Source organism: Nocardia sp. NPDC057663 (assembly GCF_042799895.1).
Taxonomy (GTDB): Bacteria; Actinomycetota; Actinomycetes; order Mycobacteriales; family Mycobacteriaceae; genus Nocardia.
In genome coordinates, this window is record NZ_JBHVHX010000007.1 from 72,309 (window position 1) to 87,746 (window position 15,438).

The following is a 15,438-nucleotide window of genomic DNA, read 5'->3' on the forward strand; positions in this document are numbered from 1 at the left end:
AATCCGACAGGATCTTCGCTCGTGCATCGGCCATGACGCCCGCCGTCGAGAGCATTCGGTCCAGTTTCGTGGTTGCTCTCCGCTGATGGCAGGAGGTATCTATCCATGGCGAGAAGTGCGACCCGACTCGAATATTCGGGCGGACAAACCGGAACCCTGAAGATCGTCCATCAGGAGCGAGAGGTATGGAGTGGCCTCGCCAACTCCGGTAGGACTGGACACACAGAGTGGGAGGAAGGTCAGGGCCCCATCCCAGGACGGCGGAAATACTGGGTGCACAACAAGATCGCAACGCCGCGAGAGTTGAAGGTTTCAGTCTCTGGCCACTACGTTGCGACTGCGTCGGGGATCCAGGATATACCTCCAGCTCTGGAGAGCGTGTGGGGCAAGCGGAGATTACGCATTGAGGGGTACGTCAAGGTGCCAGACCCAACCACCGGAACGAGTGTAAGGCGAGGCAATTTCTATATACACGGCGGTTCCCCACGGACATCGAGCTCCATCGGTTGCATCAAGGTGCCCGCAATTGATCTCAATTGCTTCTTCGTCGAATTCACAAAATTGCCCAGAAACATCAGAATTCCACTGTATGTGGATTGACGGCTGCTTTCGGATTCGTCCCGTTGAGGGTTCGGGCGCGGGCGGGTTGAGAAATCACGGGTACTAATCGGCTGATCCTATGAATTGAGCGCGTCTCTCATTCGGGTCTTGGGCTCAAGGGATCACTGCATCACCGCGTGGATGATCATGTCGGCGTGGAGGTTTGGGTGCGAGATTATGGGATGTCTGCAGCTCGCCAGGACGAAGTGTGGCTGCGGTGGCGGGTCGGTGAGTCGTTCAGCGCGATCGCTCGGTCACTCGGGCTGCCGCTTCAACACGTGCGACGGTTCCTCGCACAGACCGGAGGAGTTTCGCCTATGGCCGAACTCGTTGTCTGCGTTGACTTTGTGGCATGAGCAGGGGGTCGACCGTGTGTCGTCCGGCCGCGGTCTGGTGGGAACGTTGCCAGGTTCTTCCTCGCAGCTGCTCGTGCGGGTTCCCGCTGCTAACTTGAGTTTTAACCTCGGTCCCGGTCAGGCAGCCCCTGGTTGATCTTGAAATAAGCCCTTGGGTGATGATTCTTGTTGCGACAGAGGGAAACTCACGCCAAGGGCTTCGGTGAATAGTGTGCACGACACTGGCGGCGCCAGCGTGTTCGGGGAACTGTCGGCGTTCCGGCAGGAGTTGTATCAGTGTGTGACCGCGCGCACGGATGCGGTGTTCGAGCTGGTCGACGCGGTGTTGTGCGCGGACGGGCCGGTGCGGTCGCTGCCGGAGTTGTCGCTGGTCGCCGAGCATCGCCGTGGCCACGGCAGCGTGTACGCGGCGCTAGATCGCGGCCGAATCGATGTGGAGCGGTTGCGGCGAGCGCTGGCCGCGGTCCCGCTGCCCACGGCTGGAGACGGTCGGCTGGTGCTAGCGGTCGATATCACCTGCTGGCTGCGGCCCGAAGCTCATACCTGTCCGCAACGGGTGCTGTGTCACACCTACGAGCGAGCCAAGAACGCACATCAGATGATTCCGGGCTGGCCGTACTCGGTGGTTTGCGCGCTCGAGACCGGTCGCAGTTCCTGGACCGCGCCACTGGACGCGTTCCGGTTGACGCCCGGCGACGACGATGCCACAGCTACGGCGGCCCAGCTTCGTGCCGTGGTCGGCAACCTGATCGCTGCCGGGCAGTGGCAGCACGGCGATCCCGCATCTGGATCGTCGCCGACGCCGGCTACGACGCGCCCCGGATGGCGTTCCTGCTCGCGGATCTGCCGGTGCAGCCGTTGGGCCGGATGCGGTTCGACCGCGTCCTGCGCCGCGCCGCGCCACGGCGGCGAGTTCGTGTTCGGCGACCCCGCTACCTGGGGTGATCCGGCAACCGAGACCCTGACCGAGACCAGGCTTTACGGGCGCGCGCACGCACGGTCGTGGGACCGGCTACATCCCCGGCTCACCCACCGATCGTCTTGGGTCGCTGCGGCCGGGAAACTGCCCGTCATCGAGGGCACGGTGGTCCGCCTCGACGTCGCCCGGCTGCCCAGTGGTGCGACACCGAAACCGGTTTGGTTGTGGCATTCGGGGACTGGTCTGGATGCGGGCACGGTCGATCTGCTCTGGCAAGCGTTCCTGCGCCGGTTCGACATCGAGCACACCTTCCGCATGTTCAAGCAATCCCTGGGCTGGACCGCACCGAAACCCCGCGATCCCGCCAGCGCGGACCGGTGGACCTGGTTGCTGATGGCCGCATACACCCAGCTGCGCCTGGCCCGCAGACTCGCGCGAGATCAGCGGCGTCCCGTGGGAGAAACCTGTTGCACCGCAACAGCTCACACCTGCGCGTGTCCGGCGGGTGTTTCGGCACCTCCGCCCGAACATTGCATGTCCAGCCAGTGCGCCGAAACCCTCACGCCCAGGACCTGGCCGACCACCGGGCTGCCGCAACCAACGGCCCCGCACCCCGCCATGACGTCCACATCAAGACCGATGGCAACATTCGCACAGCAACCCCGGCCGGGCCGCGACCACGCCGCCAGGGTTAAAACTCAAGTTAGACACACCGATCAGAAGGTGGACTCATGCAGGACGTGGTGCGGGGCTATCTGCGCGCGGCTCGTATCGGGGTTTGCCGTCTTGGCCGGCGGCGGCTATTGCGGCGGCGCCTATGAGTCGGCCGAGTTCGCTGTAGGCAGCGAATTGGCCCTCGTCGAACCATTGGTCCGAGGTGCTGTCGTGCGGGAATACCGGGTTTTCGGCCGCATACGATCTGAGCCAGTAGCCGCATTGGTCCCAGAGCACCGCTTTGGCGACGATGAGCTGGCCGATGAGATGTTCTCCATGGTTGTCGAGCTCGCTCGCGGTCGGGTACTCGATTTCTCCCACGACGACGGCGCCTTTTGTCAGGCGTGCGTTGAGGGCTCCGAATGCCGTCTCGGGCTCGAACCCCTTTCCTGTTCCCGGCGCAAGATCCTCTGGAGCGTAGGGGCCCCTGGGATCCGGGAGTGTGATCTTCACGCCGAGTGCGAACTCGGCGAGGCGCAGTGCTTGCGCCAGCGTTTCGGCGGTAGGCCCGTAGTCGCCAGTCGCGTCGATGCAGTAGATCAGCGTGCAGCGGCGGCGGAGAGCTTCGACGAGCCCCAGGTTCTCGTAGTGCCCGCCATCGGTCACCTGAACGAGGCGTCCTGCTTTGGGGTTTATACCGAGCAATTCGCGGAGGAGGTATGAGTAGGGGCCGCGGATGTTCTGCAATCCGTGGGGCCAGGTCCATTCCTCGGCATGCTTCTGGGATTCTTCGACGAACCAGGGGTTCGGCAGCCAGGAACCGAGCCGGGCGCCCGACACCGCCAACAGCGTTTGATAGCCGTTGGTCATGCGGCCCATCGCCGACGCGAACGCCGCTCCGCTGATCGCAACCGCCGCCTGGACTGTCAGGTCGCGCTTTATCCGCTCGGTCGCGGCCTCACACAACTCGTTCGTTTTCATTCAGCCGAGGTCGGGGCTGCCGATGTGGTCCGCGCTCATCGTGTATGGCACCGCGCTCAAGCCGGGGGGCGGGCCGGTCGGTGCCGGACATTGTCGCCGCTGCGGCGAACACGAACCTCGGACCGGCGCCACCGTCCGGGATGCGGCCGTATTTCGGCAGCCTCGTCGGCTCGTCGGGCGGGTACGCCTCGGCGACTGGGGAGCCGTTCTGGTCCTGCACGCGGCGCACGGCGAACGCGCACGCGAGCCTGCGCCGGTAGAACGGGTGCAGGCTCATCGACGTGACATCCGAACAAGCGAGCAATGCCATGGCGAGGCCTGCCCCGGCCAATGCCAACATCGGCCCGCGGATGCCGCCGCCGACGACGAACGCTTCGAACGTGTCCGCAGCTACCCCGCCGAGCGTCACGAGCCACGCCAGCAGCAGCGTGAGGAAGGCTGATCACCACCAGCAGGTGCTGAAGCACGCCCCGCGGGACCGCCTTTCGCGCAGCGGTGCTCTGCTTGCCCAAGCTGGATATCCTGCTCAGCTGCGCGCGGACCCGCCCCTTGTTCCGCCATCCCATCGCCGCCAACGCCGCGAGGTAGTTCAGCACCACGATCCCCGCCGCGCCGCCCACGACATTCCGCGTCTGAGCCGTGAGCCAATCGCTGAACCACAGAACGCCAGGAAAAACCACCGTCACTGCGGCTACCAGCAGGGCTAATACCGTCGAGGCCAGAAAGAACATCCGTGCCCACCGCCGGAGGGACCGGACTCGTCGACTCGTACTGCCGCCGACAATCTGGGTCAACATCACGACCCATCCCGCCAGCGCCGCAGCGCCAACGCACAGACCGATAGCCCACCACACCGGCACCGGATGCGGCGACCAGCCCTCCAGCGTGTCGGCGGTGGCCGTATGGGAAGGCGTGAAGGCCACAATGGGGAGTTCGCTGTAGGCGAACCCGGCGATCACGCCGAGCACCACCGCGGGCGCAAAGAGCGCGAGCAGCGATGTGACCAGGTTCCGCGCCACCACGGCGAGCGCTGTGATCATCGCGGCGGGCGAGTTGGCAATGTAGCTCGAGTGGCGGCGCAGACGGCCGAGCTCGACCGGCCCCTCGGTATACATGTCCGACAAGGCCAGAGGCGGATCGGCCACGGGCGTTCGCGGAGAGCCGGGCTCGGTCTCGGGTGGTGCGGACGACGCCTGGCAGTACTCGGGATCGGGGCGTTGCAGCGATTGGATGTAGGCCCCGGCGGTGTATCCGCCCCCGGATACCGAGATCACGTAGTCGGCCTGACGCAGAACATCCTTCTCAGCGAGGGTCTGCATGGCGCCCAGAGCCACGCACGCCGAACGCACGCCCCCGCCGGACAAGCACACACCGATCGTGTGCTGCTGCTTGTCGGCCGCCTTGTCGCGGACCTCCCGGGGGTCGACCCCGGGCACGCGGTACCCGTTTCGCCAGCCCTGCTGATGATCCTCTTGGGGCGGCTCTTCTTGGGGTGGCCCGGGTTCGACTACCGGCTTCCACTGGTCGGGGGTCTTGACGGACGACCACTGCACCCAACGCACGATCGCCGTCCCGATCCCCCACACCGCGACCACAATCGCGGGAACAAGCGCGCAGAACTTCACAGTGGCGGCCACCGCGGCGCTGATGCGCCAGACCGACGATGAGCCGGCGTCCGGCAGCGCGATCAGCAGCAACGTGTTCTCAGCCGCATCCGCGAGGGCCGCGATGATCGTGGCTGCGACACCGAAGGCCGCCAGACGCTTGCCAGACGCCGTCCAAGCCGGGAACCAGGCGGTGAGCGATGCCGCCGCAAGGACCACGGTATAGCCGACGGTCACGCCGAAATCGGCATAGAGCGCATCCCTGAGCCCGACCGGAAGGTCGCTTTTCGCAGCATCATTGAGCTGGATCTCGACGAGGTCGTCCGGGCTTGCGTCCTCGAAGAGGGGCACCGCCAGGATGGATCCGGTCGCCAGCACCACCGCCAGCCCGGTCAGGAACAACGCCCGATTACGCCTGAGCTTCGGAGGAAGTTTCGCAAGGTGCTGCGAAAGAGGCCTCGAAAGAGACTCGTCGGACTTCATGGCTACCCCTTCGATGGCGGCTGGCGCTGCGCTGACAGGATCGGGTGCGAGCGGGTGCCGACGGATCGGCAGAGGCCGCCGATCCGTCGGCCCTCGGGCGGCCTATAGGCCGAACCCGGGGATCTGGAGCTTGCGACCGACCTCCGCCACCCCGTCTACCAGGGAGCGGCCGCCGATCTGCGGCCAGCCGTTGCCGTCGTTGCCGAGGAGCTGGATCCAGATGTCGGTGACACGCTCTTCGATTTCGGTGCGTTGGCGGACATCGTTGTGCGCGGGAGGCGGCGCGAACCCGGCGATACCCAGGTGCTGGCCGATAATGGCGACGGCGTCGACGAGCGTGCGCCCACCGATCTGTGGCCAGCCTCTGCCATCGAAGCCGAGGAACTGGATCCAGATGTCGAGGACGCGGTCGTTGGTGTTGGTGCGTTGGGGGACGTCGTTGTGCGCGGGAGGCGGCGCGAACCCGGCGATGCCCAGGTGCTGGCCGATGGTGGCGACGGCGTCGACGAGCGTGCGTCCGCCGATCTGTGTCCAGCCTCTGCCCTCGTTGCCGACGAGCTGGATCCAGATGTCGGAGAGGCGCTCTTCGATTTCGGTGCGTTGGAGGACGTCGTTGTGCGCAGGAGGCGGCGCGAACCCGGCGATACCCAGGTTCTGGCCGATGGTGGCGACGGCGTCGACGAGCGTGCGCCCGCCGATCTGCGGCAAGCCTCTGCCGTCGGTGCCGAGGAGCTGGTGCCAGATGTCGGGTGTGCCTACTTTCACGCCGTAGGGATCTTTGAAAGCCAGTTCCCATGTGATCGGGCCGATGTGCCCGTGGGGGCGCAGCCCCGCGGCCTGCTGGTACTCGACGGCGCGGAGCCTGGTCTGCTCCCCGTATGCCCCGTCGACGGCCACGCCCGCCTTCAGTTGCCAGCGGCGGAGCCCCTCGATCCATGCGGCTGGTTCTCCCGCACGGCCGGAGATCGACTCCCGCGGGCCCTCGAACGGCCCGTAGTAGTAGCCGGCCGGCAGCGGGAACGCGTCCAGCTCGGGCGAGGGGCTGCCTGCTGCGGCCGCGTAGCCTTTGGGCGGGATCAGGGTGGCCATCTGCTCGAACGAGCACCAGTAGCCGTAGGGCTCGAAACCCGAGTCGGCGACCCAGAACGCGCGGGGGCCGCCGCCATCGGCATACCCCATGATCGCGATGTAGTGGAAGACGGTCCCGCCGCGATACTGAGGGCTTGTAGACCCGCGGACGCCGCGGGGGTAGTTGCCCGGTGGGGCGACGATGTTGGCCACGACGCCGTAGCCGCTGTCGATGCTCTGCTTGACGTTCTCCCACAGCTTCTGGGCCTGCTGGGGGAGCGCCGGGTCATTCGGCATCTGCGAGACTCGGTAGTCCGCCCCGGGAAGGTACCTGTTGAGAACGGGCGCGATCAGGCCGATATGGTCCGTTCCTTCTTGGTCGGTGCCCATCTCCGACCCAAGGACGCTCTCGAGGATCAAGTCCCCGGTGCGGGCGAGGATCACCGTCTGGGACGATGCCGGGCCGCAGTTGAATTCGGTGTCCTGGATGACTTGGGTGCGTGGGTACGGAAGGCGTTTCTCGATCTCGCTGCCGGCGGGCAGCAGGGCCGACCCGAGGGCGAGGCAGCGGTTCCAGCGGTCGGTGCGGTCTGCCAGGCCTCTGAGGCCGCCGTTGACCGCTCTTGTCGCGCCTTCGATGTCGCGCGCTTCGGAGAGTGCGTTGAGCTGGGGCCGTTCCACCGTCCAGTAGTACGTCGCCGCCAGGAACCCCCACCTCGGCTCGCCGACCAGCGCGGGGTTCGCAATGAACTGGTCAGCGGCCGGGGCGTGGCCCTTGCGGTGGGCCCACTCGCCGAACCGCCGGTAATTGCCTCTGCCGGTGAGCTGGATAGGCCCGCGGCCTTTGAACCGGCGCCCGTCGCCAGGCTGGGTGTTCCCCAGGTCCAGCCGCCCCTCGTAGGCGTGGCCGTCGGCGAGCTCCTCCATGTGCCGCAGCCCGCCGGACTCGTGGCCGACCTGCGCGCACCACATCGCCGCCCGCTCGACGGTGTTGCAATCGGCGGCGGCGAGCGCCCCGTTGAACGGCCCTACGAGCCTCTCGTACTCGGTCATCGGCAGGCCGTTGCCCATGGCCTTAGCTAGCGTTTGCGTGTCCATTGCGTAGCTCCTATATCGGCAAGAATTCGTTCCAGCTCCTGGGCAGGCAATCCCGAAAAGTTCAGCGGACGGGAAATCTATGGGACAGGAACCTTGAAATGCATTGCACGGTAAGGCCAGCCGTCGGCGGTCTTCCATTGCGACACCAACAGATGGAGGCCGGTATCGAGGGTGGATCCGGGGATGATGCAGGGGCCGTAGAGTTGCGCGACCCTGTCATTGCCCTCTTCTCCCCATGCCGACCCACGAATGGGTGTCGTCTTCGGTACCAGGTAGAGGTTGTCGGTGGGAGTGTCGAGCAGGCGCAGGTCGATGTCGTAGCCACCGGTGGTGGAGGCGTCGAAGTTGACCAGAACCCATTTGTTCTGGACCTTGCGTAGGCACATCTCGCCGAACTTTTCCGCGGAGGGCTGGCTTTCGAGTACCGGTGTCGGCGGGTTACCCCAGTTCCAACTGCCGTCGCGCCAACCCCAGCCGATGTAGGCGCCGGGGTCGGTGATCCGGTCCTGGCGGACGCGGCGCAGGATGATCCCCTTGTCGCGTTGGAATCCGGTGGAGAAGACGTACACCCACCCGTCGTCGTCGCGTTCCCAGGTCCACAGCTGCGCGAACCCGTTGTGCAGGCCGGCGTCGAACTGGGCACCGGTGGGCCGCCAGGACTTTCCGTTGTCGCTCGACGTCCAGATCTCGGTGCGCACCACGTTGCCGAGGCCCTGGTTGATCATCACGTGCAGGTAGATGTCCTGGCCGACGGTGATGATGTCGGAGGGCAGCGCCGTCGTGCCTCCCACATGGTCGTAGGGCCACAGTTGCTGGGCGTAGTTCGGATCCGGTCCCGCGGCTTGGTGCCACACGATTCCGTTGTCCAAATTCGTTGTGTCCGAGTACAATGCGACCGGCGCGCGCCAGTCGTCACTGCCGACCATCGGGCCGCGGAAGGTGTCGCCGAAGACGGCGAGAATCCGGCCCGAGGGTGTGCGGGTCATCACCCCGAGATCGGTTGCGGCCATGCCGAACTGGTCGGTGTGACCGGGCCCTGTCGCGTTGGTGATTTTGCGTGCGCCGGTGGGGACGGCAGCGGGGACAGTCAACCGCCAGCCGTCCTTGATGACGCCATACCACTCGCCGGCGTAGACGCGGCCGGTGACCGGCCAGCCCTTGGCCTGCTGCATCGCGGTCGCAGCGTCGCGGGTGGCGTCGTCGTACACGCTGGTCTGTGCGATTCCGAGGGTGGCTTGCCAGCGCCGCAAGCCGTCCTTCGATGCTTGCGGCTCGTTGCCGAACCTGTTCGACCACGACTCCTGCGGCCCCGACAGCGGACCCCAATAGTGCCCGTCAGGAAGTGGGAAACGGTCCGGGTCGTCGGGGATGGCCGCGTACTGCTTTGCCGCGGCGAGGACGACATCGTAGGGAAAGGTGTCGGGGACGTCCCAGTGGGAGCCGTCCTTGAAGCCCCTCAGTTTCACCGAACCGTAGGTGTAGTTGTTGTGGCTGGAGACGCCATGCATGTCGTCTCCGACACCGGCGATGTCGACCCGCTCGATCGGAATGTGGTGTTCCTTGGACACTTTGGCGATGGTGAAGGCCACCATGTCGAGCATCTTGTCGTGCTCGAGCCACACGGAGCGCTTCTTCGGGTTCGATTCGACATTGGGGTTTGGACTGGTGGTCCACCGTGGAATCGCGCCGGAGGTCCCGACAAGGGCGATATGCACCGATACCTGGTTCTCGTCGTTCACGCCGCGCACCGGAACGCTCCAAGAGGCGTTCTTCGTGGAGACTGTTTGGATGATGTGGTTGTCGTCGACGATGTAGTGATAAGACCCGTCCCGTCTGGCCGCTTGACCGTCGGCGACGATTTCGGCGCGGCTGATCCAGTCCTGATTCTCTGTGGTGTGCAGGTAGATCCGCTTGTACGGGCCATGCCCTGAGCGGGAGCCTGGCCCGGCGTGCCAGGCGATGTCGTAGCCGTCGGGTTCCCGCACAGAAATCGGGCCAGGGACGACGACCGGGTCCGGGGTAACAGGTTGGGCGGCGTATTGCCATTGCCCGAAGTCGGCGGTGAGGGTGTCGTTGACGTCGACGTTGATCCCCGCGACCTTGACGTTGTCGCGCGGGTGAATGAGCCGCTGGAACAGGCAGGCGTGCTCGGAGATCGTGCCTAGCGGCCTACCGCCCAGCCAAGTGTTGGGTTGCCACAGGAACCGTTTTCCGCTGCCGTCGCGGCACGTGCCGACGACGTCGTCCTCGACCGCCCAATCGCACGCCAGATACTTGCAATACGCGCCGACGCGCTCCTTGCCCAGAACCGACGCAGCGCCGCGCAGATACTGGGTGGCCATGCTGTTCCACTCCGACAGCGACAGATCGTCGTCGATGGAGAAGAAGATCGGCGCCTCGGCCGGGCCGCCGCAGTGCCGGTGCCACGCGTCGGCGGCCTCGGCGTCGGCGACACCGCCCTCGAACCCGCGGCGCCAATCGGCGGTGGCGTTCTTTCCCTTCTGCCAATTGCTGACAAGGGGCATCTTCAGGTCGAGATACCCTGCGGCTTCCTCGGGAGTGAGTTTCTTGTTGATCAGGCCGCGTTCGGGTGAGTCCACCAGGTAGCGAACAGCCCCGTGGTAGCCGTCGGCCTTCACTGCCTGGGCCCCGGGGCGCGCCGCGGCGTGATCGACCAGCTGCATCCTCGTTGGTCGCTCCTCGGGCAAGGCGCTGGTGAATCCCGCGCGCCATGTCGCCGGGCCGATCAGTCCATCGGGGGTCAACCCGTTCGCGAACTGAACCGTACGCGCCGCGTCGGCGGTGGCCTGGTCGTAAACACCGGTCTGCGGCAGGCCTCGCGCCTGCTGCCAGCGCTTCAAGCCCGCGATCCATTCGGGGCGTTCGCTGCCGTGACGGCCGGAGATCGACGAGGCGGGGCCCTCCAGCGGCCCGTAGTAGAACCCGCGCGGCAGCGGAAAGGCCTCCGGGCCGGACCCGTCCGTGCCGGGGCCGGGCAGCGTGCCGGGGTCGACCGCACCCTGGAGGAAATCCTGCGGATTCCTCGGTTCACCGCCGACGCGCCCGGGCGGGCCCCACACCTCGAAATGCAAATGAGGACCGGTGGATTGGCCCTCCGATCCCACGCTCGCGATCTGTTCGCCCTCCCGGACCCGATCGCCCCGCTTCACCAGGATGGTGGCATGACCCATATGCCCGAAGATCAGATCCACACCCCGGTTGTCCTGTGCATCCAGCCACACCCAGTTTCCGAATCCCGACACCGACCCCGGCGGGCGTTCCGCACCCTCGACGACCACACCGTCCACCGGTGCGAAGATCGGCGTGCCGGCCGGCGCGGCGATATCGATACCGTCATGGTCCGGGCGCTCCGGCGTTCGAAAACCCGAGGAAACCCGGAATGTGCTGTGCACGGGCCTGGTGGTCATGGAAGCCTCCTCGCTTCGTCGGGTACAACGGGCTGGCCACTGTTCGAGGGTTTGATTGTCGTAACCAGCGGCCATGATCACGCGGGTAGTCCACTACTCGGATTCTTCGACGGTTTGATCGTCGCTGATACCACCGAACCCGTACCGTCGAGCAGGTGATCTCATGACAGCAGCCACAGGACTACCAGCGGTGGCTCGCCGCCAACGGCAACTACCTCGCCGAATACGTGGGGTGGCTGCGTGAACGTTTGATGGAGTCGGCCGCCGAAACATCCACCGCACGGGCACCCGGCCCGATCAGCGCGGGCGCTGGGTACGCGGCGGCCGCGGATCCCTCGCCGAAGAGCCTGTCGCCACCTCTGGGGCGCGGAACAGCGCCCTGCCGACGGCGATCACCGTGGCCGACAACCTCGACCTCCCACCTCCGCTCGTCCAGCTGACCCGGCGGTTGGGTCCTTCGGTGTTCGAACGCCACGTGCTGCTCTGCGCCGCAATGGAACTCGATATCCGACGGTGTGGGCGACCACACTGGTCGAGGCGTTGGTCTGGCTCCACGCGCTGCTCGCCACCGAGATGTCCGTCTTTCCGGACGCGCCACTCGAGTAAACCGAATCGGTTTACTCGAGTGTGTGTGAAACGGATGAAAATCAGTATTGGATTATGAAGGCTGTGGGTCTGTGTACACCATGCAGCAGAAGTTCATCCTCGGGCACCGGCTACTCGGCAAGCAGGTCGGCCAGGCGCTGCGCGACCTGCTCACGTGCGGCCCGAGCCTGCTCGGTGAGCACATGGTGGTCCCGTGGCGACTCGGTGACCGACAGTCCGGCGGCGGCCGGGCCGGCAAACTGATCTGCTCAGCCAGCAGCGTGAAGAACTCGTCGTTGACGAGCATGCGGGGGATCGGCCAGCGCACCATGCGCGCCAGGCGCTAGGAGGGGGATAACCACGAGCCTGGCGATTCTTGGTTGCTGGGATGAATCATGAAGAATCCCGCACCCGGATGAGGAGACCGCAGTTTCGGGGTATCTGCGGAAAACGAGTAGTCGACTACCCATGTGGGCTGATGGCGCGGCGCCGACGATGGACGGAATCAGGGCGAGGTCGGGCGCAGTCCACTCGATCGACGCCATCCACGCGACTGAATAGCCAAGACAACAAGGGAGTTGATCGCCATGACGACACGACCGGCCGAACGGATACTCGATGAGATCGTAAATGACAAGGGCAAAGGGGCGAAGCTTCGACGGAAGCTCGTAGCCGGCCAGGAAAAGAATTGGCTGCTTGCCCTGATGTTGAACAGTTTCGCAAAGTACGACAAGGGCCTCCAGTTGACAGATCTGGAGCAGTCCCTGGTCGCCGAGTTCCGCGCCAACGGGTTCAGTGACGCGGAAATCAAGCAACAAGGTAGGCTCAGCCTGAAGATACCTCGACAGTTGCGCGCCGAGTTGTTCCCCGAGAAGTTCGCCAAGCTCGACACCACGCAGGCGTACTCGTTCGAGAACCTGAACCTGGATGCTCCCGACATCGTGAAGGCCGTCCTGGCCGCCCCCACGGTGAATGCGATCGACATACACGCCGTCCATAGTGGCGCGCGAACTCTCCGGGACTTCCCGCCCGTTTCCGGCAGCATCCGGCGTGAGCATGCATCCGAAACGCTCGTCGCTGTCGATGAAGAGGCAAGCCTCGACACCCACGAAGCCGCACGCCCGAAGGTCAAGATCAAGGCCACCTCGTTCCACTGCAAAGAACGAGCCACCGACTCCGTCTTCGGTCCGGCCAACGAGCCGTACTGGATCTTCTCCACAGCTGCTGGTGGGAAATCTCATTCACATCGGAGTCAGGAATTCAAAGGGGTCGACGGCGGAGAATCGCGGACATTCAAAGTCGGCGAGGGCATTTTGTGGGGATTTCCCGATCCGTTCGACAACACACAATCTGCGGAACAGCTACCTTCCGGAGATATCGGCATGATGATTCAGCTTTGGGAACACGACGAAGGCAATATGAACAAGGTCAGGAGGGACGTCAGTGCAGCATTCGCGGGAGCGGCCAAGGTATTGAAAGTATCTGGGGCCCCTGCATGGAGTGTTGCAGTCGTGGAGGCTGCAGGCGAAGTTGTGAAGTACTTGATCGGCCTTATGGATGATGACCACATCGCGACCCAGACCGTCGTCTTCACCCGCGAAGTCCTGGAGAAGCGGCTAGCAAAGGCGAACGGTTCATTCGACTTCAGGAAGAGATTCCAGGATGGAGATGCCGACTACAGCCTCACCATCACGGTGACAGGCTGAACCGCTGCCCCCAAAAGTCGATGATTCACTCACCGGGGTGACTCACGGTGCGGCAATGTCCGCTCAGTCGCCTGGAGAGAGGGCAAAATATCGCTATGCAGGACCTGGGTGGCAAATTGACGATTCAGACCAGCGGAGACTCAAATGAGTTGTTTCGCCTGCTGGAGTGGTTCCGCGGCGATGACGCGTTGAGGGGACGGGTGAGCCTGCCACCGACGCGCACATACGAGGGCCAGATGGGTGACCTGTCCGACGTGCTTGTCGTCGCGGTGGGCGCCGGCGGGCTGGGACCTGCACTGGCGATGTCGTTGTCGGCGTGGTTGAACACTCGCCGGTCCGACATCCGGGTCATGTTGAAACGCAACGGCGTCGAGGTCGAATTCGATGCCAAACGTGCCAACGCCCCGGAGTTCGTGCGTGAGATCCAGAATCTACTCGCCGAGCCGGATACCCCACGGTGACTACGTCCTCTCTTCGAGTGGGTTCACGCGCGGTCCTTATCGGGACCGCCACCTACACTCACCCCGATCTGACCGCGATCCCCGCGGCCGCCAACAACCTCCTCGACCTCCAGCGCACCCTGACCTCAGCAGCCGGTGGCGCCTTCGACCCCGAGCGCTGCACCGTCCTGACCGATCCCCAATCCGGCTCTCAGATCGGGGATGCCATCGCCCTGGCCGCAGGTGAAGCCACTGGTGTCTTGCTCGTCTACTACACCGGTCATGGCATCCTCGACAACCGCGGCAGGCTACATCTGGCCGTGTCTGGAACCGACCCCACCCGGCCTGCCTGGACGTCGGTGTCGTTCCAGACGCTGCGCGAAGAAATCCTTGAATCTCCTGCCGAGGCCCGCATCCTGATCCTGGACTGCTGCTTCTCGGGGCGCGCGTTCGAAGCGATGGCCGACACCGCCACCGTGATCGCCGCAGAGACCAGCATTCGTGGCACCTATACGATCACTTCCTCGGCGGCCAACGCAACCTCGTTCGCTCCTGTCGGCGACCGCAATACTGCCTTCACCTCTGCACTGCTGGCGACCGCTGACAACCTCGACCTCACTCTCGATGAGCTCTACCGCGGCACTGAACAGCACCTCATCCAGCACGGGCACCCTCGGCCGGGCCGCAGGGCGGTCGACACTGCGGGCGAGCTCAAGCTGTTCGGCAGTATCGGCGATCCCCGATCTCACCACGCCACTGATGGTCCCTACTCCACATACAACCTCGGGTGGCTAGCCCACCAAAGCGGTGATCTGCCCCAAGCTGAAGACTTGTACCGCCACGCCGCCGAGGCTGGGCACGCTGCCGCCATGTACCAGCTCGGGGTTTCGCGCGAAAAGAGTTGTGAGTTCACCGATGCCGAAATCTGGTACCGACGTGCCGCCGACGCCGGGCACCCAGGCGCCATGGACAACCTCAGGGTTTTGAGCAAGAAGAGTGGTGAGCGCACCGTCGTAGAGGTGCGACAGCCACCGCGCCAGAAACCGGCGACGCCCTGGTGGCGGAGGCGGTCGACCGCCGCAGCGATCGCAGTCGTTCTGCTGGCCCTCGGGGTGGGCGTCACGGTGGCATACATAATTTGGCCACAGCCCGATATCTGGATTGCGGAGAAGACGCTCAAAATTGCCAAACCCGGTGGCACAGAAGAGTTGTCATTCGCCGGCACCAAGGGGCAGAAGGTGTTCGTCGAGGTGGCCTCGACGAACCTGCCCGACCATTGCTTCCCGTTGTCGTTGCGCGACCCGGTCGGCAAGGAGATCGCGGAAGGATGCATCAGCGATGGCGGCGGCTCCATCGACACCACGGCCCTGCCGGCCAGCGGCGAGTACGCCGTGAGGTTGGAGCCGTCGAACGACAGGGTCGGCGAAGCCACCGTACGCGTGATCGATGTCGTCGACCAGAACGCGACGATCTCCCCGGACGGGACTCCGGTCACCAGCAGGATCGACACCCCCGG

Annotated in this window: 8 protein-coding genes and 1 pseudogene; 5 read left to right on the top strand and 4 right to left on the bottom strand. The window is 65.0% G+C overall.

Annotated elements, in window-relative coordinates; all coding sequences use genetic code 11:
* The first annotated feature begins 1,278 nt into the window (after window positions 1-1,278).
* A pseudogene (locus ACFVAV_RS17875) lies at window positions 1,279-1,901 on the top strand (transposase).
* 703 nt (window positions 1,902-2,604) lie between these two features.
* Here ACFVAV_RS17875 and ACFVAV_RS17880 read toward each other — a convergent pair.
* From ACFVAV_RS17880 to ACFVAV_RS17895, 4 genes are all read right to left on the bottom strand, one after another.
* Complete coding sequence (locus ACFVAV_RS17880; RefSeq protein ID WP_379036026.1) at window positions 2,605-3,510, bottom strand: hypothetical protein; 906 nt, start codon at window positions 3,508-3,510, stop codon at window positions 2,605-2,607.
* A gap of 56 nt (window positions 3,511-3,566) precedes the next feature.
* Entirely contained in the window at window positions 3,567-5,597 is a 2,031-nt protein-coding gene (locus tag ACFVAV_RS17885; protein ID WP_379036027.1) for a hypothetical protein, read from the bottom strand.
* A 102-nt stretch (window positions 5,598-5,699) separates the two neighbouring features.
* On the bottom strand, window positions 5,700-7,763 hold the full coding sequence (locus ACFVAV_RS17890) for a C39 family peptidase (protein ID WP_379036028.1): 2,064 nt from the start codon (window positions 7,761-7,763) through the stop codon (window positions 5,700-5,702).
* Window positions 7,764-7,840: 77 nt separating this feature from the next.
* On the bottom strand, window positions 7,841-11,191 hold the full coding sequence (locus ACFVAV_RS17895; RefSeq protein WP_379036029.1) for a DUF4185 domain-containing protein: 3,351 nt from the start codon (window positions 11,189-11,191) through the stop codon (window positions 7,841-7,843).
* Window positions 11,192-11,877: 686 nt separating this feature from the next.
* Here ACFVAV_RS17895 and ACFVAV_RS17900 point away from each other — a divergent pair.
* The 4 genes from ACFVAV_RS17900 to ACFVAV_RS17915 form a co-directional block, all read left to right on the top strand.
* On the top strand, window positions 11,878-12,123 hold the full coding sequence (locus tag ACFVAV_RS17900) for a hypothetical protein (protein ID WP_379036031.1): 246 nt from the start codon (window positions 11,878-11,880) through the stop codon (window positions 12,121-12,123).
* Window positions 12,124-12,363: 240 nt separating this feature from the next.
* Window positions 12,364-13,482 carry a hypothetical protein gene (locus tag ACFVAV_RS17905; protein ID WP_379036032.1) on the top strand — a complete coding sequence of 373 codons (1,119 nt, stop codon included), beginning with the start codon at window positions 12,364-12,366 and terminating at the stop codon, window positions 13,480-13,482.
* Window positions 13,483-13,577: 95 nt separating this feature from the next.
* Window positions 13,578-13,943 (top strand): hypothetical protein, encoded by a 366-nt coding sequence (locus tag ACFVAV_RS17910; protein WP_379036033.1) that lies wholly within the window; start codon window positions 13,578-13,580, stop codon window positions 13,941-13,943.
* Window positions 13,944-13,960: 17 nt separating this feature from the next.
* Window positions 13,961-15,438: caspase family protein (locus ACFVAV_RS17915; RefSeq protein ID WP_379036034.1), on the top strand; the 1,478-nt coding region annotated here is incomplete at its 3' end.